This window comes from Streptomyces sp. NPDC091416, from assembly GCF_044756845.1.
Taxonomy (GTDB): domain Bacteria; phylum Actinomycetota; class Actinomycetes; order Streptomycetales; family Streptomycetaceae; genus Streptomyces.
The window spans coordinates 1,235,035-1,251,762 of sequence record NZ_JBIVTU010000001.1 but is presented as its reverse complement, the minus strand read 5'-3'; the positions used below and the strand labels follow the sequence as shown (position 1 = coordinate 1,251,762).

Here is a 16,728-nt window from a genome sequence, read left to right as displayed (position 1 = left end):
ATCGGTCAACAGCCGGCCTCATCCCGGCCGTGTGATGAGGCACGGCCGGTCCGCCGGAGCTCCATGCCCAGGACGAACGAGCTCGGTTCCTCCACGAGCACCTCGAACCCGAGGTACCGGTAGAAGCCGACCGCACCGGCGTTCGCCTTGCCCACACCGAGGTGGACGCCACGGACGCCGCGGCTGCGCAACGCCCCGAGCAGGGTGTGGATCAGACGGGACCCGTTCCCGCCGCCCTGCGCCTCCGGCAGGAGGTCGATGTGCAGATGGGCGGGGTACGCCGCAGTCACTTCGGCCCGAGCGGTGGGGGGATGGTCGATCCACTTCCGGGCGAAGGCGTCGGCGGAACCCTCACGGAACGGCACACCCTCGCGCCGGGCGCGGAGCGCGGGCCACCACTCCCGCTCCAGCGTCTGCTCGAACGAGGCGGTGTCGGCGACTCCGAGGACGTACCCGGAGGCGGGCAGGTCGGGCCGGTCGGGGCGGTCGAGGGCCCAGGCGAGATCGGGGGCGTACCGGAGGTAGGGAGCGAGGAAGATGTCGCCGGGAAGGCGCGGGTCCTCGTAGGAATCCGTCGCGTCCTTGCCCGATGCGGCGGTGCGCAGGCAGATGTCGTAGAGCCGGTCGGTCTCCGCCGGGTCGTCCGTGCGGGCGGCGCGAATCCCGAACTCTGCGGTCGGCTGCGGTCGGTCGTTCACGGGCGCCTTTCGGGGGAGGGCGGGCGGGCGAGGCGGTCGCCCCGTGCCGCCCCCAATCTCTCTCACACTCGACGCCGCACGCCACCGCCTCCTGCCGGTCCCCGTCGCCGGGTCAGGCGATCCCGCCGTTCGCGTACAGGACCTGTCCGTTCACCCAGCGTCCGGGGCCCGCGAGGAACGCGACGGCCTCGGCGATGTCGTCCGGCGTGCCGAGGCGGTCGAGCGGGGTGCGGGAGGCGATCGCGTCGATGACTTCCTTCGGCTTTCCGTCCAGGAAGAGCGGTGTGGCCGTCGGGCCGGGGGCGACGGCGTTCACGGTCACGTCGCGGCCCTGCAGCTCGCGGGCGAGGATCAGCGTCATGGCTTCGACGGCGCCCTTCGTGGCGGCATAGGCCCCGTACGTCGGCTGCTGGAGCCGGGTCACCGAGGTCGAGAAGTTGATCAGCGCGCCGCCGGTTCTGAGCGTACGGGCGGCGAGCTGCGAGACGACGAACGTGCCGCGGACGTTGGTGCGGTGCATGCGGTCGAAGTCGGCGAGGTCGAGCTCGGCGATCGGTGACAGGAGCATGATTCCGGCGGTGTTGACGACCACGTCGACACCGCCGTACAGCTGCTCGGCCGTCGCGAAGAGCGTGGCCATCGCGTCCTCGTCGGCCACATCGCCACCCACCGCGGTCGCGACCCCGCCGGCTGCGGTGACGGCGGCCACGACCTCGTCGGCGCGGGCCTTGTCCCTGCCGTAGTGCACGACGACGGCGAGGCCGTCGGAGCCCAGGCGCTCGGCGACGGCGCGGCCGATGCCGCCGGAGGCGCCGGTGACGATCGCCACGCGGGGTACGGATGCTGCGGTGGGGTTCACGGGGTTCACGGGGTTCATGTGGCGCCTCCCTCGAATTTATGGACGATCCGTCCATAAATTAAATGTAGACTGATCGTCCATATACGGCAAGCCCCGAAAGGGTGACGAGACGTGGACGAGCCGCACGAGCCGCCGCAGGGTCCGGAGAGACGCGGCCGCGGCCGCCGCCCCGCGGCGGAAGTGCGGCAGTCGGTGCTGGAGAGCGCCGGTGCGATGCTGTTCGAGGCGGGACTGCCCGGGATCACCTTCGAGAAGGTGGCCCATCGCGCCGGGGCGAGCAAGATGACGCTGTACAAGTGGTGGCCGTCGCCGGGCGCGCTCGCCTTCGAGGCGTACTTCACGGCCGTCGAGGACACGCTCGCGTTCGCGGACACCGGCGACATCGAGCGCGACCTCAGAGCCCAGCTCCACTCCTTCGTCGGCCTGCTCACCGGACGGCCCGCCGGGCCGGTGATCGCCCAGTTCGTCGGCGCGGCGCAGACCGACCCCGCTCTCGCCGGTGCCCTCGCGAAGCACTACATCCACCCGCGCCGCCGGCTCGCGGCCGAGCGGCTCACCCGCGCGCAGCGTGCGGGTCAGATCCGTGCCGAGGTGGATCCCCAGGTGGTCGTGGACCAGCTCTGGGGCGCCTGCTACCACCGGCTCATGATGCCGGACGAGCCGCTCGACTCCGCCTTCGCGGACGCGCTGGTCGACAACCTTCTGCGCGGCATCGGGGTGCGCGCCGGCTCCTGATGAGGACGTCACCGGCGGGCCGGTTCCCGACCACCGTGCCATTTCGCAGTTGATTGTGAACCCCGGTTCGGTCACCGGGCGATGCAGCTCCTTGGCCGCCGAAATCGGCGGTGGAACGATCCGGAAGGTGTGCGGTGTCCCCGCACACCAGGGCGCCGGATATTTCCGCTCCGGAGGCCGATTCCGTACGCCACTCCAACGGATGCATGGCTGACCGCCGGAAACGTGGCACCCATCAGAAGGACCGGGTGCCCGCGGAATCGCCGATCGGACGGCCTTTCGGCGGGTGCGGGTGCGAGGCCGTCGGCACGCCTGCGGGCATGGCGGGCGATTCCGGCAGCCCGCGGGCGATGAGTATCGCCGTCGACGCCAGTCAGTAAGGGCAGCGGCAACAATCCGCTGCCTCTCGCACGTGAGGAGCTCACCATGACCGCCACCTACACATTCGACGTCTTCTCCAGCCTCGACGGATTCGGCGGCGCCGGAGGCGACTGGACCGGCTACTGGGGCAAACAGGGCCCTGAACTCCTCGACCACCGCCTCGGCCTGTACCGGGACGAGCAGCGGATGGTCTTCGGGGCTCACACGTACCGGCTGTTCGCGCAGATGCTGGCGGAAAGCACCGAGAACTCCGACGTGCGCGACCCCTGGGTGACGCGCATGAGGGCCCTGCCGACGACGGTGGTGTCGACCACGCTCGAAGGCCCCCTGGACTGGCCGGACGCCACCGTCGCCCACGGCGACGCCGTCGACGTCGTCGCGCGCCTCAAGAAGGAGTCCGACGTCCCGTTGCGCTCGCACGGCAGCCTGTCGATGAACCGGGCGCTGATGGCGGCCGGCCTGGTGGACCGCGTCCAGGTGACACTGTTCCCGGTGATCACAGGCCGGACCGGGCGGGACCCGGTCTTCAAGGGCGCGGCCGACTTCGACCTGGAGCTGATCGAGCACCGGACGCTCGACGGCGACATCCAGGAACTCACCTACCGGCCCACCCTGCACGCCTGAGACGGGCCGACCGGGCCGGCGTTGTCAGTGGCGGGACGTACGTTGCGGTCATGGGCGTATACCTGGTCAGTGTCGGCGCGGAGGAGTGGTTCGGTGAGCAGGAAGGGTGGGGCGAGATCGCTGCGGCACTCAACGACGACCTGCGGCAACGGGGCCTGCCGCCCTACGAGTCGGTGCCGCAGGAGCCGGACTTCGTCAGCGGCTCCGGGCAGGCCTTCGAGGAGAAGCTGAGCTCCTCGATGAACGGGTTCGACGCCCTGTGTGAGGCGCACCTCTCGCAGGAGGAGACCGAGACCCTTTCCAACTGGTCGGTGCTGGTGCCGTTCTCGCTCGACGAGGAGATCCGGCTGCCGATCGGCTCCGCCTACAGCGAGTCGTCGACCATGGTCGCCGGTGCTCCCCAGGTCCTGGCGATCGCCCAACGGCTGGCGAAGGCAATTGAGTTGCCGGACGAGACCCCGGCCATGTGCGACAACCTCGAGCTGACCATGTGGTTCCGGGAAGGAGCGGCGAAGGAACTGGCCGCTGCCCGACCGGGGCCGTGGAGCGCCGACCTGGATGCGGCGTTCTACGTCGCACTGTTCCTGCGCGCCGCCGAGCACTCGGTGCGGCGGGGCTGCCCGATCGCCTACTGCTGAGCCGAGCCGACCGGGGCGGCGTCCCCCATATTCGTTGGACTGCTGGTCAGGACGCGTGTCAGGCTCTGTTGGTGGAGATTCTCGATGTTCTGGCCACCATGGCGAAGACGGGCCGACTGGGACCGGCATTCGCCGGAGCCGACTGGCACGAGGTGACCGAGGCCTTCGGCGAGCCATGGGAGATCGGAACAACGAGCCGAAGGCGAAAGTGGCCGCGGCTCTTCGGGTACGGGGATCTTGAGCTGAGCGTCTGCCGCTGCCGCAAGGTGTCCATCATCTGCGTCCAGACCTGGCGTGACGTGGTGGAACTCCCGCCGTCCGTTGCCGCGGGGACGGACACCTTCCCCTCCGGGCTCACGTACGCGGACGTGGTTTCCGCCTTGGACCGGGCCGGCTGTGACTGGGAGCCCTGTCCGTCACTCACCTTCGGCGACCAGCGCACGCTCGTGGTGACGTCGACGGGAGCGAGTCTCACCTTCGGGATCCCCGAAGGTGGGGAACCTGTGCTGCACGGCGTGGGTCTGCCGGGCGACGGGCACGACTGTTCCGCACCGACTGCGGGGCGCTGAACCGCGCTCACCCGAACGTCGGCGCGTCATCGTCCCGCGCGTCATCGTCCCCCAGCCACGGCCGCAGCTTTTCCGGATTGCGGACCACCCAGATCCGGGTGACGCGGCCGTCGGCGATCTCGAACGAGGCCACGGTCATGACCGTGCCGTCCCGCCGGGCCACCAGTCCCGGCGTGCCGTTGACCGACCGTTCCAGGAGTTCGAGGCCCGGGGCCCTGTCCGCGATGGCGACCATGTACTGGGCGATGAGCGCACCGCCCTCGATCGGGCGCAACGCGGCGCCGACCAGGCCGCCGCCGTCGGCGGTCATCACGGCGGCCGGGTCCAGAAGGCCGACGAGCGCCGCGACGTTCTTGGTCTCCCACGCCTCCTTGACGTGCCGCACCGCCTCCGCCTGCCCCGTCCCCGCCACCGGAGCCCCGGCGGCGCGTACCCGCCGCCGGGCGGAGGCGGCGAGCTGCTTGCAGGCGGCGGAGGTCCGGCCCAGGACGTCGGCGATCTCGGCGAAGGGGTAACGGAAGACGTCGTGCAGGACGAACGCGACCCGCTCGGCGGGCGTCATCGACTCCAGGACGACGAGGAAGGCCATGGTCACCGATTCGTCCAGGACCATCCGGTCGGCGGGATCGGTGTGGTCGGCGCCCCGGCCGCGGTCCCACTCGGTGCGGTCCGGCAACGGCTCGGGCAGCCACGCGCCGACGTACCGTTCGCGTCGTGCCCGCGCCGAGCCGAGGACGTCCAGGCAGATACGAGCGGTCACCGTCGACAGCCAGGCACCGGGCGAGACGATGTCCTCCCGCCGGGCTCGTGGCAGCGCGTACCAGCGCGCGTACGCCTCCTGCACGGCGTCCTCCGCCTCGGCCAATGAGCCGAGCAAACGATAGGCGACATTGAGCAGTTGGCGCCGCTCACCGGCTATGCCGTCGATGGCCGTTCCCGCTGTCCCCACGTTCCGAACGCCCCCTCGCCTTACCTTTCGCCGGCCCGCGTCGTCGGGCTGGTGAAGACCCTATCGATCTACTGCCCACCGGGCGGAAAAGGGGACCGCACCATGACCACCCACGCAGACGCAGGTCCGGCGACGACGGCGGCACGGCGGCACCTCTCGTTCCTGCAGGTCGCGATCGCGCTGCAGACCCTGACCATCTTCCTCCAGGCGATCTCGGCCGGACTGCTCCTGACCTCGTCCTACGGAGAGACGCTGCACAGCGCCGGCGCACGCGTCATGTACGGGGCCTCGATGCTGTACGTACTCGCGGCGGTCCTGGCCTGGAAGCCGGGCGGCGGCCCGGCCCGGCCCATCTGGTACGCCTCGGGCTTCCTGGTCCTCGCCTCGGTCCAGGTCGTGCTGGGCATCGCGCACGTGCCGTCGGTCCATCTGCCCCTGGGTGTGCTGATGTTCGGACTGAGCCTGCTGGCGCTGGTACGGCGCTGACGCCCGGTACGGGGGTCCGGGTGGGCGGGCCTGTCCGGCGGATCGTGCCGGACAGGCCCTGGGCCCGGAGACGGGTCAGCGCTTCAGCGCCTCAGCGTCCCAGAGCCTCAGCGTTTCAGCGTGAACGTGAAGTCACCGGAGAGCTTGCCGCTCAGCCGGGCTGCCGACACGATCTTCCCCGCCGCGATCAGTCTCTCGGCCTCGCCCCGCGAAAGCCCGCATCCTTCAGCGATCAGCGCTGCCGGACTGACCGGGATCCGGGCTCCGAAGCGGACCGCGACATCGATGACCTCGCGGTCCAGATGATCCGTTCCGCCGGTGTCGAGACGCCAGGCGCCGCGCCAGTCGAGGGCGACGTGATTGCGATGACGCACGGCGGCGTCCTGAAGCAACTCCGCCGCCAGCAGCGGGTCGTTGGCGTGCATGCGGTCCAGCAGCTGGGGTCGTACGGAGCGCACATGCGACCGTTCGAAGACTGTGAGCTTGGTGGTCGCGCCACATGCGGCACAGAGAGCGAGGAGCCACGCGTCGAGCAGCTTGTGGTTCGCGTTGACGCGGAACTTTCCGTTCGGCCGGAAGCGTTCGGACGCGCACGAATGGCAGCGACGGATGACGAGAGGCAGGCACGTGGGCATGACGAACCAGTTGTTGAGCACAGGGGTACACCGGTTTCGGGTGAGAAGTCCGCAGCAGAAGACAGCGCGGCGCACAGGCGCGACGCGCGACAGATTCAGCAGTGGGGAGGTCTCACGCGGTGTACAACGGAACGCCCTTGCCTAGACGGTGTGGTGGCTCGGCAGCACGGTAGGCGAGCGCGGCAACGGTGTTCCACCGGTTTTCGCGCTCCGCGTCCTCGCCCGCCGGACCGGTCAGGAAGCGCTCGCGGATGCGCGCGGGCTGCCGGTGCTCGTACGGACCAGAGGCGCGAGGCCGGTCGTGAGGGCGAAGGTGGCCGTGAGAGCGAGGCCGGCCCTGCGGGCGAGGCCGGCGACCGGGATCAGATCAAGGTTCACGGCGATGAGGAGGCAGGCGACGAAGGCGGGTGCCGGGCTCCGCGCAGGGCCGTCGATGAGGCGGAACACGCCGTGTCGATGAGGCGGAACACGCCGTAGAGAGCATGAACGGTTCACCCGGCCCGGCCCGCCGCCGCCGGCGGACGTGCAGCCGGCCGGCCAGGAACCCGAACCGCCAGGTGGAGCCGGACAGGTCGGTGCCGGAGCCGCGGACCAGCACGGGAAGCCTCTGGCAGACGGGTTCTCTTGTCGATATCCCGTCTGCCAGAGGCTTCTCCGTGCCGTCAGCTCAGTGGGCGTGATCGCCCGCCAGGTTGGAGCAGGGTCACTGCAGCCAGGAGTACGCGTTCCAGCCGCCGTTGCCGATCTTCGCCGGTGCCTTGAAGGTGGTCCCCGCGCTCCCGGTGGCGCTGTAGCGGTAGAGCTCTCCGGCGGTGTTGACGCCGACGAGGTCCGCCTTGCCGTCACCGTCGAGGTCACCGGGGGCGGCGAGCTTGTTGTACGTGTTCCAGCCGGGGCCGATCGCCGCCTTGGCCTTGAAGGGGGCGGAGGCGGTTCCGGTGCCCTGGTAGAGGTACAGGGTGCCGCTGCTGTCGCGGGCGACGACATCGGCGTATCCGTCGCCGGAGAAGTCGCCGGCCCCGACGAGCTGGTTGAACTGACTCCAGCCTCCGCCCACCTTCACCCGGGCGTTGAACGTGCCGTCGCCCTTGCCGGGGTACAGCCACAGCACTCCGGCGCTGTCGCGGGCGAGCAGGTCGCTGCGTCCGTCGCCGCTCAGGTCGCCGGGGCCGAGCACCAGGTTGTAGTCGCCGAACCCGGTGGCCAGCGCGTTGGCGCCGCCGGCCACGGTGTCGTCGTAGAGGGTTCCGTTGTAGATCTCCATCACGACCGGATCGCCCGAGTCCTCCAGGGACACGGAGTTGACGATCCTGGCGCCCTGCAAGTCGCTTCCGATCGAGCTGCGGTCGGACAGGGTGCCGTCGGCGTTCGAGAAGTAGGCGTACAGATCGCCCGCCGACGTCAGCCCCAGGAGATTTCCCTTGCCCCAGGCCGGGTTGCCGCCCATGCCCGCCACCAGGTAGTGATCGAGCCAGTAGCCGGGAGGCAGGGCCGTCCCGGTGGTGTCCTGGCGGGCGCCGAGCTGGGTGAGGCCGGAGCCCTTGGGGTCACCCTCGTAGTAGTACGCGCCACCGGCCGTGGTCCGGCCGAGGAGGCCGCCGTGTGCGCCCGGGTGGGCGCCGGGGAAGCCGATGATCTGGTTGTAGGCGTTCCAGCCCGTGCCGATCTGGACCCGCTTGGCCACCGGCGTGGCGGCGTTGCCGTCGAGCGCGTAGTACCAGAGCCTGCCGTCGAGGTCGCGGGCGACGAGCGAGCCGTGGCCGGTGCCGGCGATGTCGCCGGCACCGGTCATCTGGTCGAAGATCTGGAAGCCCGTGCCGACCTTGACGCGGGCGGTGAAGGGCTCGGCGGAGCTGCCGGTGCCCCGGTAGAAGTACAGGTCACCGGTGTGCGTACGGGCGAGCAGGTCGCCCAGGCCGTCGCCGGTGACGTCGCCCACGGCGACGACCTTGTTGTACGTCTGCCAGCCGCTGCCGCTCCAGAGCGGGCTGCCTTGCGGGAACGACTCGTTGCCCCAGAGCGACAGCCGGCCCGAGGCCGTGAGGGACAGTACCTCGGGGCCGGAGGCGGAGGTGTTCTCCTCGCCGGGCGTGAGGACGTCGAGGTATTCGGTGGAGTTGTCCTTGCTCGACGGGATGGCGTAGTTGCTGGACCACTCCATGATCTTCCCGGTCGGGCTCTGCATGAGGACATCGGCGTTGCCGTCGCCGTCGGCGTCGTAGAGCGGTGAGTCGGGGCCCGCCGCCGCGGCGGCCCTCGCGGCGCCGGAGAGCTTTCCGGCGGCGGGCTTCCCGGCGGACTGCGGTGGCGTGGGCACCGAGGGCTGCTCGGGGTCGAGCTGCTGGATGGAAAGGTTGCGATGAGGCACGCCGCTGTCGGCCTGCGCCAGGGCGGCAGGGCCGAGGACGAACGCGCTCATGGACAGAGCGGTGAAGGTGCAGACCGTCAGCAGGCGGGTGCGACGGTGGCTGTGCGTGCTCTTCAAGGTGGAAGACATGCGACCCCCCATGGGTGCGACTGCCGCGATGGGACGCGGCGACCGGGTGCCGAGCCGACGACGGCGGCGACGGGACCGGCGGCCTGTCTGTACAGGTGCGCCCCGGCAGGATCGGCTCGAACCGCGCAGGTCCGACCGGCCCGAGTCGCTCGTACGTCCGATTCGAACGCCGTGAGTCTAACTGCCTTCCCTATGAACGGAATCGCGGGGGACACCGGGTGGGAGGGCCGTGTCCGGGGCAATGCCGGTCCGACCCACGCGCCCCGACGCGCACGGTCCGGTGTCCATCGGCGGGGCAGGACGGCGGCGTGGAGAAGCTGACTGATCCGGCCGCCCGCCCGCCGGACCTCGGGGCCACGGCGGAGTGCCGGGCGCGGGTCGCACGCGAGGAGTCGGCGGACGCGGTCGCCGGCACGGGGTGATCCGCCGGTCCCTCGGGCGGGCCGGCGAACGGGCCCTGTCACCACGACTCCTGACGCCGGTGAACCCGCCCGGGCCGCGCAGCGCCAGGGCGAGCATCCGGCGGGCTGATGCCATGGAGCGCCCGCTCCGACTCGGTGAACAGGCGCCTCGCCAGGCCTTCACCGCGCGGGCGTCATCGCCCGACCGAGCCGTCGATCTGCTCGCGCAGGATGTCCGCGTGTCCGGCGTGCCGGGCGGTCTCCTCGATCATGTGGACCAGGATCCAGCGCATCGACGGCGGCGGGGTCTCGCGGAGCGAGCGGGCCCCGGGGCGGTCCAGGTCGGTGCAGGCGAGGACGGCCTCGTTGGCCCGGGCGATCGCCGCGCGATAGGCATCCGCCACGTCCGACACGGTGTCATCGGCGGACACCACACCCTCGTCGTTCCAGGGCTCGTGCCCGGCGCCGGTGTAGGCCCAGACCAGCCAGTTGAGCTCGGTGGCCGTCAAGTGCTTGAGCAGCTGGAGGAGGCTGGTCCCGGAAGGCACACCGGCCGTGCGCACCGCCGGCTCCGGGACGCCGTCCGCCTTCGCGAGGACGGACTCACGCAGGTAGTCCAGGAAGGTCAGCAGGGTGGTCTTCTCGTCGGTGTTCAGGCTGGGTGGCCGAAGATCGGGGCGTGGCGTCGAAGTCGTCATGCCGAAAACGTAGTTGGTCGGTCCGGGCCGTCGCCGAGGAGGGGCCGGTCGTCCGCCGGTCCTCCCGGTCGCCGCCCCCATCGTGTTGACCGCCCCGGAAGGCAGTGCTTGAGTCGGCGCGTGGACAGCACTTCTGCCAACCGGCGGTTCTGGAACCAGTTCAGCAGCGCCTACCAGGACAAGCACGACCCGCAGATCGGCGCATCGCCCCGGCTGTGGGGCACGTACGCGATCCCCGACGCGCAGCTGCACGCCCTGGGCGACGTCACCGGCAAGCGCGTCCTCGAACTCGGCTGCGGTGCCGGCCAGTGGTCCAGGGCGCTCGCCGCCGAGGGCGCCGACGTCGTCGGCATCGACCTGTCCGAGGCCCAGCTCGCCGCGGCAGCCCGCGCGATGGGAACGGCCCGCTACCCGCTGGTGCAAGGCGCCGCCGAGCAGCTCCCGTTCGCCTCCGACAGCTTCGACCTGGTGTTCTGTGACTACGGCGGGCTCAGCTGGGCGCCGCCGCAACTGGCCGTCCCGCAGGCCGCACGCATCCTGCGCCGCGGTGGGCGGCTGGTGTTCAACGTCGCCAGCCCATGGTTCGAGGCCTGCTACGACGAAGAGGCCGGCCGCGCGACCACGACGCTGCACCAGGACTACTTCGGGCTGGACGCCATCGCCGAAGGCCAGGGCGCGGTCAGCTACCAGCTCACCTACGGCGGCTGGATCAAGGTCCTGCGCGGTGCCGGTCTCGTCATCGACGACCTCATCGAGCCACGGCCCGAGCCCGGAACAGCCAACGGCTACAACCAGACCGACCCGCCCGACTGGGCACACCGCTGGCCGGCGGAAATGCTCTGGGTCACCCACAAACCGTGAGCACCGCCGCAACGGGAGTCGGACGTGGGCGTGCGAGCCGGACCGGTGGAGCTCGGGTCGCCCACGCCCGGGGCATGGTGTTGCGGGCCGCGGCGGCCGGGCCGGGCCCGATCTGCTGAGCGCTGCGGCGCGGGGACGACCCGTGCCCGTCCTGCCGGGACCCGGGTCTACTTCGCGGCGTCGCGCCGCCGTCGCGCACGTTCGAGATCGGCGGCATCCGACATCCAGGAGCCGTGCCCGTCGAGCGCCGCGCAGCCGCCCCGGACGAAGGCGCTCACCAGCTTCCGGTACCCGCCCATCCCGTCGACCAGGCTGTACTCGACCCGGTACTCCGGTTCCGCCCCGCCCACGCCCTTGCGCGCGGTCGTGATCCGGGCCATGGAGTCCGCGTAGAAGTGGAGCTGGATGCCCTCGCCCATCGCCTCGTCCTCGATGGTGAACACCTCGTTGTCCCCGGCATAGCGATCGCCGACGAACTCCCAGAACTCGGCGGTGGCCGTGCGGGGATGGCTCCGGAGCCACTTCTTCTCGGTGTCCTTGTCGTCGGTGAACGACAGGCTCGTCTTGCTCGCGCTCTCGTCGGAGCCGGCGCGGTCTGCGGCAGCATCGTCGTCATCGTCGATGGGCGTGTTCCTGGTGCGGGCGGCGGCCTCGGAGCACATCAGGAAGCTCACGGTACGTACCGCGTCGTCGACGAGCCCGGGGTGCGCGCGGCGCACGGCCGCGCCGACCGCCGTCTCCATCCGCTCCCAGTCGCGTTTGTCCGTGCCGCGCTTTCCGCGGCGCGGGTCGCGGCCGATCCGCATACCGGCGCTCGCCTGCTCCGCGGTGGCGATCACGCGCATGACCTCGGGCAGCAGCGCGGGATCGACGGCGTCGGGCGTGCGCCTCGGAATCGTCGCGCCGTGCAGGTACTGGCCCGTGTACTTCAGGATCGCGGCGTCGAGTGGGCCGAGTACCTGCCCGCGCTCGGCCCGGCGGCGGTTCGCGTGGTGCTCCTGGGCCCGCTTCCCGTCGGCCGTCACGGTCGCCGTGCGCATCGCCGCGCAGACCTGGCCGCGCTCCAGCAGACCGATGTCGGCTCCATGGGCGATGAGCTGCCCCCTGGCCCACGGGATCCGGCGGAAGAACGCGTCGACGTCCGAGGGCGAAGCAAGGAGGACCGGGTCCAGGAGCGCGACGGCGGCGTTCTCGTCGAACGAGCCCCGGGTTCCGGCGGCGTCGCACAGCGGAAGGACCGCGCTCCACAGCAGCAGGTGTCGGGCCAGGTCCTCCTCGATCACCGCACGATGGGCTTCCCCGATCGGGAACGTGAACGTGCGCGGTTCATGGTTGGCGTCGGCCCCGGCGCCGAGCATCAGCTTCAGCTCACCGCCCTCGCGGATCACGTTCGGGATCCAGCCGCTCCTGCGCGTGAAAACGACGTCGCTCATGGCCTCAGTCTTCCCCATCGGACCGGACCGGCGACCACGGCCTCGTACCGTTCCGGCCTGCGTGCGGCAGCCGTGTGTGAGGGCCGTGATCGCGCAACGGTGCTGATACGGCGGGCGCGGCGATCGTGATGTCCGGACGCCGACCTGCGCTCCGACCGGACCTATTTCCTGGAAGGAAAGGCCTCGTCGAGCGTGGGGACCGAAAGATGGTCGGACGTCATCGCGTCCAGGACGTCATCCACCCTCAGGTAGCGCCCCTGCTGGATCGCGGGCGTGATCCTGCCGACCGTGCCGGCCTCACTGAGGTGGAACACGGTCCAGCGGTGCGCGTACGTGTCCAGGGGCTGCCCGTCACGCAGGATCTGCCGCGTCTGCGCGCCGGCGCTGCGGGTTCCGTCGATCTCCTGGTTGACGGTCTCCACCGCGTCGACCCCGAACACCGTCCCGCTCCCGCCCCGTTCGTACATCACGAGCATCCGGGGACGGGCCAGGGCCACGTGCTTGCTGTCGAGCGGGCAGATGTACGCGCGGTGCGCGGCGAGGTCCAGCAGGGCCTGCTCGGTCGCCGGCACGATCACCGCGTGGTTGTGCAGCGAGCGGAACCAGCCGAGCGCGGCCTCCTCGTTCCACACGAGCTTGTTGCGATTGCGGAACGCGGGATCGGCGACCAGGCCCCGGTACCCCATCAGCTCGATGCTGCGCGGCGGGCGTCCCACCAGGGCTCCGAAATCGGCCCTGGTCAGGACCTCGGGCAGTTCGTCGAACCAGGTCGTCATCGAGCTATACCACCGTGTGCTTGAGGAAGGCCGCCCAGGCGGCGGGGGACAGGGTGAGGGAGGGGACGGTGAGGTCTTTGGAGTCGCGGACGTGGATGGCGTGGGGCTGGGTTGCCACCTCTACGCAGTTGCCGCCCTCTGGGGTGCTGTGGCTGCTCTTCATCCACCGGAGGTCAGTGCTCATAGTCCTTCTGCTACCTGTTCAATCATCTTCCGTGACTCTTCTGGCCCGAGAGCCTGGGTTCGCAGAGTGCCATATCTGGCGAACAGGCGTCCCAGCGTTTGCTGTTCGCTGGTAAGAATGCTCTGGGTGTGGACCTCCAGGTAGGCCAACCGTCGTCGGTCGTCGGTCTCCAGTAGGACGAAGGGCCCGCTCAGTCCGCCGTGTGTCTCCCGCTGAGGTGACATGACCTGAATGTGCACGTGCCGCAGTCGACTGACCTCAAGAATGTGGTGGAGCTGCGCTCGGTGTACGTCCCGCCCGCCGATCGGGCGAGTGAGTGGGCTGAGCTCCAGGACGAAGCTGATGTCCGGCAACGGTTTGCGGGTCAGCATGTGCTGGCGTGCGAGACGGCCCAAGACCAGTCCCTCGATCTCGTCGTCATCAAGGGGCGGGCAGGCGCCGCTGAACTGGGCACGTGCGTGCGCCTCGGTTTGCAGCAACCCGGGCACGACGTGGGACTCGTACTCGTACCGTGCCCTGGCTGTGGCTTCCTCCTCGGCGAACGGGCCGAACCAGGAAGCCACGCGGCTGGACGTCAACTTCTCAGCTGCGGCGATCAGAGCACCGCCGGCGCCGAGCGCGGCATCAGCCTGTGGGGTGAAGACCCCCTTCGGGGGGCGGTCCCCCCGCTCCACCATCGCCACCTGCGACTTGGAGAAACCGATCTTCAGCCCTAACCCCTCCTGGGAGAGCCCGGCCCGTTCGCGGTAGTGCCGCAACAACGCCCCGAACATCTCGGCGTTGCCGCCCCCGTGATTACTGGTGTGCACAGCCCACCCCCCACGTGCACAACAGTGCACAGACGCCTTGTGTCCCTGGTCACGGTACGTGCGGGTACCGAAGCTTTCCGCATGGAACCGAAAAATTCACCGGACCTGATGCCCTCCTGGATCCCCGCGACGGGCCACGCCCTCCGCCACGCCGGGATCCACTTCGACGCCGTACGGATCATCGGCGTCCTGGGTGAGCAAGTGGCGTACGAGGTCATGCAGTTCACGGACTTCGAGGCCGGGCCCATCGTCCGGTCGAGCATCGGCGAGCGCAGCATGTACTTCCTGCTGCCGCCCGGCAGTGCCCGCGCCTACCAATGGCCCGTCGGGGCCGAGGCGTTGGTACGGGAGGGTGCGGCCTTCGTCGGGGTGCCCGCCGTGCACGGGCTGACGTACCCGCTGGACTGGCGTTCGCTGCCGAGCGCTCAAGTCCCGTTCGTGGACGCGGAACTGCTGTTCGAGCTCCTGCGGGAGGTGGTCGACGACGAGATTCGTGCTGTACGGTGATCGCGTTATTACGCTCCGTGCGCATCCGCGCATGGGGCGGCCCCCGGCGGTGTTACCAGCACCGTATGCCGAGGGCCTTCACCCCACGATGGATCTGAGGTCCACCGAGAATGCTCTGCCATGCTATCTCGCCGCCCCGCGGCTACGTGAAGGCGTCGCACGACGTCGTCCGCCATCCGAAGCTCAACAGCGACGCGAAGATCCTGATCGCCTATGTGCAGGGCCTCCCCGAGAAGTGGGCCGACAAGCCTCTCGGCGAGCACGCCAAGCGGCTGGGCATGAAGGGCCGCGCTTACCAGAAGGCGAAAGGGCTGCTCAAGGAGAACGGGTACGTCCACGAGTGGCGGCGCCAGGACGGCGGCGGGCTCTGGGTGACCGATCAGCTCATGTCCAATGTGCCGCTCACGGACCGCGAGGCTCGGCGCATCCATGACAAAAGTGCCGCATCGTCGCAGGTGGGACCGAGTGATCACTATCCGACGGTCGGTCAACCGAGGACTCGGTCGGTCGGTGGTCACCTACCTGAAGGTGAAGAACGGGAGAAGAACTCCTCCCACCCACCCACCGAAGCGCCCGAGTTCGCGGACGAATCCACGAAGGCCCAGGCCGGACCCGAGTCCGGACCCGAGTCCGGACCCGAGTCCGGACCCGAGTCCGGACCCGAGTCCGAGCCCGAGTCCGAGCCCGCGGCTGACCCCACGGACCCGCACGTCATCCAGGCCGAGCGCGTGCTGCTCTCCCTCCGGTCTGCCGACCTCCAACTGCGTCTCGGTGTCCGTGAGGCCCGCAGTCTGGCCGGGACGGCCGCCGAGTGGCTGCGGCGCGGGGTCAACGCGGCGGAGCTGCGGCTCGCGCTCAGCAGGGAGCTGCCCGAGGAGGGGGTCCGGTACGCACCCGGGTTCCTGGGGAAGCGGCTGGAAGTCCTGATGCCGGAGCCCCTGCCCGTGGAGCCCGCTGTGCCTGCGCCTCCCGCTCTCAGGCCGATCATCGCGTGCGAGGCGCAGCGGGAGGGCGACGGCCATGTGTTCCGGCCGGGAGGGGAGGAGACCGTGTGCCGGCCGTGCAGGCAGGAAGCGGCCTGGGAGGCGCACACGTTCAAGTGGGGCCGACGGCCCCAGGGTGACGACTGGGAGGAGCCCGAGCCGCTGCCCTGGCGGGAGCGGATCGCCGCTATCCAGGCGACGGAGGCGGCCGCCACGGAGTGAGGCGTACGGCTGTTCGCCGTGTGGCGGTGATGCCGTCCGCACGGTGGAGCGAGGACAGTGGGCCCGGGGGCCTGGACGGCGGACCGAGGAGGACCGATGACGGATGCCGTGATGGAGATGTGGAGCGGAGCGCGGGCGGCGAGGGAACCCGCGTGGGTGCGCGGGCAACTGATGGAGGCCGGGCGGACCTTGTTCGCCATGTACGGCTACGCCCATACCGGCGTCGCGGATCTGTGCGCCGCCGCCCATGTGGAAGAGCGCGACTTCTACCGCGAGTTCGAGTCGCGCGAGGCGCTGCTCGTCGATCTGTACGACGAGGTGGCGGGGCGGGGCATGCGGGCGGCCGAGGCGGAGCTGTCCGCCGAGGGCATGGAGACCTGCCCGACCGAGGAGCGGGTCAACCGCCTCTTCGACGCCTATGTGCGGGCCGTCACGCGGGACCCGCGGGAGGCGAGGGTGGCGTTCGTCGAGGTGCTCGGGGTGAGCAGGGCGATGGAGGAGCACCTCACGATGTGGCGCTCGGTGTGGGTGGAGTTCCTGACTCAGGAGTCCGAGCGGGCGCGGCGGCGCGGTCACGGGGTCGACGGCGACCTCGCCGTGGTGGTGAAGGTGCTGACGCGGTCCGTCGACGAGCTTCTCGCGCACCACGGCCGCCGACCGCGCCAGGTGCCGCCTGCGTGGCTGACCAGTGAGTTCACCCGGCTGTCCATGGCCATGATCGGACCGGCGGGGGTCGGGCCCGTGGAATCCTCCGGTTGACAACACCGCTTGCCGGGTCGGCAA

20 protein-coding genes are annotated in these 16,728 nt (G+C 70.3%); 9 read left to right on the top strand and 11 right to left on the bottom strand.

Going from position 1 to position 16,728, the window contains the following annotated elements; genetic code table 11:
- Window positions 1–5: 5 nt before the first annotated feature.
- A complete protein-coding gene (locus ACIQMX_RS05610) occupies window positions 6–698 on the bottom strand; it encodes a GNAT family N-acetyltransferase (protein WP_402475155.1) in 693 nt (230 codons plus the stop codon).
- Window positions 699–810: 112 nt separating this feature from the next.
- Window positions 811–1,575 (bottom strand): SDR family oxidoreductase, encoded by a 765-nt coding sequence (locus ACIQMX_RS05605; RefSeq protein WP_363071105.1) that lies wholly within the window; start codon window positions 1,573–1,575, stop codon window positions 811–813.
- Between the two features lie 93 nt (window positions 1,576–1,668).
- On the opposite strand from ACIQMX_RS05605, the gene ACIQMX_RS05600 reads away from it, so the two are divergent.
- The 4 genes from ACIQMX_RS05600 to ACIQMX_RS05585 all read left to right on the top strand — a co-directional run bounded on the left by ACIQMX_RS05600 (window position 1,669) and on the right by ACIQMX_RS05585 (window position 4,504).
- Window positions 1,669–2,292, top strand: a complete 624-nt coding sequence (locus ACIQMX_RS05600) for a TetR/AcrR family transcriptional regulator C-terminal ligand-binding domain-containing protein (RefSeq protein WP_363071103.1) — start codon at window positions 1,669–1,671, stop codon at window positions 2,290–2,292.
- 426 nt (window positions 2,293–2,718) lie between these two features.
- Window positions 2,719–3,297: a dihydrofolate reductase family protein gene (locus tag ACIQMX_RS05595; protein WP_402475151.1), complete on the top strand. Its 579-nt coding sequence runs from the start codon at window positions 2,719–2,721 to the stop codon at window positions 3,295–3,297.
- 50 nt (window positions 3,298–3,347) lie between these two features.
- The gene (locus tag ACIQMX_RS05590) at window positions 3,348–3,935 is read left to right on the top strand and encodes a hypothetical protein (RefSeq protein ID WP_363071099.1); all 588 of its coding nucleotides are present in this window, start codon (window positions 3,348–3,350) and stop codon (window positions 3,933–3,935) included.
- Between the two features lie 71 nt (window positions 3,936–4,006).
- Window positions 4,007–4,504, top strand: coding sequence for a hypothetical protein (locus ACIQMX_RS05585; RefSeq protein WP_363071097.1), 498 nt, complete (start codon window positions 4,007–4,009; stop codon window positions 4,502–4,504).
- 7 nt (window positions 4,505–4,511) lie between these two features.
- Here the strand turns inward: ACIQMX_RS05585 and sigJ are convergent, their stop codons facing one another.
- Window positions 4,512–5,453, bottom strand: a complete 942-nt coding sequence (gene sigJ, locus ACIQMX_RS05580; protein ID WP_402475147.1) for an RNA polymerase sigma factor SigJ — start codon at window positions 5,451–5,453, stop codon at window positions 4,512–4,514.
- Window positions 5,454–5,555: 102 nt separating this feature from the next.
- Between sigJ and ACIQMX_RS05575 the strand changes: the two genes are divergently transcribed.
- Entirely contained in the window at window positions 5,556–5,939 is a 384-nt protein-coding gene (locus ACIQMX_RS05575) for a hypothetical protein (RefSeq protein ID WP_363071093.1), read from the top strand.
- A 107-nt stretch (window positions 5,940–6,046) separates the two neighbouring features.
- On the opposite strand, the gene ACIQMX_RS05570 is transcribed toward ACIQMX_RS05575, so the two are convergent.
- From ACIQMX_RS05570 to ACIQMX_RS05555, 4 genes are all read right to left on the bottom strand, one after another.
- On the bottom strand, window positions 6,047–6,595 hold the full coding sequence (locus ACIQMX_RS05570; protein ID WP_402475144.1) for a DUF1062 domain-containing protein: 549 nt from the start codon (window positions 6,593–6,595) through the stop codon (window positions 6,047–6,049).
- Window positions 6,596–6,808: 213 nt separating this feature from the next.
- A complete protein-coding gene (locus ACIQMX_RS05565; RefSeq protein ID WP_363071089.1) occupies window positions 6,809–7,021 on the bottom strand; it encodes a hypothetical protein in 213 nt (70 codons plus the stop codon).
- 256 nt (window positions 7,022–7,277) lie between these two features.
- Window positions 7,278–9,071, bottom strand: a complete 1,794-nt coding sequence (locus ACIQMX_RS05560) for an FG-GAP repeat domain-containing protein (protein ID WP_402475140.1) — start codon at window positions 9,069–9,071, stop codon at window positions 7,278–7,280.
- A gap of 595 nt (window positions 9,072–9,666) precedes the next feature.
- Window positions 9,667–10,170 (bottom strand): DinB family protein, encoded by a 504-nt coding sequence (locus ACIQMX_RS05555; protein ID WP_363071085.1) that lies wholly within the window; start codon window positions 10,168–10,170, stop codon window positions 9,667–9,669.
- A gap of 120 nt (window positions 10,171–10,290) precedes the next feature.
- Here ACIQMX_RS05555 and ACIQMX_RS05550 point away from each other — a divergent pair, with 120 nt between their 5' ends.
- Entirely contained in the window at window positions 10,291–11,031 is a 741-nt protein-coding gene (locus ACIQMX_RS05550) for a class I SAM-dependent methyltransferase (protein WP_402475137.1), read from the top strand.
- Window positions 11,032–11,198: 167 nt separating this feature from the next.
- On the opposite strand, the gene ACIQMX_RS05545 is transcribed toward ACIQMX_RS05550, so the two are convergent.
- From ACIQMX_RS05545 to ACIQMX_RS05530, 4 genes are all read right to left on the bottom strand, one after another.
- Window positions 11,199–12,464 (bottom strand): DUF6357 family protein, encoded by a 1,266-nt coding sequence (locus tag ACIQMX_RS05545; protein WP_363071081.1) that lies wholly within the window; start codon window positions 12,462–12,464, stop codon window positions 11,199–11,201.
- Window positions 12,465–12,625: 161 nt separating this feature from the next.
- Window positions 12,626–13,240, bottom strand: a complete 615-nt coding sequence (locus ACIQMX_RS05540) for a hypothetical protein (protein ID WP_363071079.1) — start codon at window positions 13,238–13,240, stop codon at window positions 12,626–12,628.
- Window positions 13,241–13,244: 4 nt separating this feature from the next.
- Window positions 13,245–13,424, bottom strand: a complete 180-nt coding sequence (locus tag ACIQMX_RS05535; RefSeq protein ID WP_402475135.1) for a DUF397 domain-containing protein — start codon at window positions 13,422–13,424, stop codon at window positions 13,245–13,247.
- Window positions 13,421–14,233 carry a Scr1 family TA system antitoxin-like transcriptional regulator gene (locus ACIQMX_RS05530; RefSeq protein WP_402475133.1) on the bottom strand — a complete coding sequence of 271 codons (813 nt, stop codon included), beginning with the start codon at window positions 14,231–14,233 and terminating at the stop codon, window positions 13,421–13,423. Before ACIQMX_RS05530 ends, ACIQMX_RS05535 begins: the two co-directional genes overlap by 4 nt.
- Before the next feature lie 81 nt (window positions 14,234–14,314).
- On the opposite strand from ACIQMX_RS05530, the gene ACIQMX_RS05525 reads away from it, so the two are divergent.
- The 3 genes from ACIQMX_RS05525 (at window position 14,315) to ACIQMX_RS05515 (ending at window position 16,704) form a co-directional block, all read left to right on the top strand.
- The gene (locus ACIQMX_RS05525; RefSeq protein ID WP_363071075.1) at window positions 14,315–14,740 is read left to right on the top strand and encodes a hypothetical protein; all 426 of its coding nucleotides are present in this window, start codon (window positions 14,315–14,317) and stop codon (window positions 14,738–14,740) included.
- A gap of 110 nt (window positions 14,741–14,850) precedes the next feature.
- A complete protein-coding gene (locus tag ACIQMX_RS05520) occupies window positions 14,851–15,945 on the top strand; it encodes a hypothetical protein (protein WP_402475131.1) in 1,095 nt (364 codons plus the stop codon).
- A gap of 96 nt (window positions 15,946–16,041) precedes the next feature.
- The gene (locus ACIQMX_RS05515) at window positions 16,042–16,704 is read left to right on the top strand and encodes a TetR/AcrR family transcriptional regulator (RefSeq protein ID WP_363071071.1); all 663 of its coding nucleotides are present in this window, start codon (window positions 16,042–16,044) and stop codon (window positions 16,702–16,704) included.
- The last annotated feature ends 24 nt before the right edge of the window (window positions 16,705–16,728 follow it).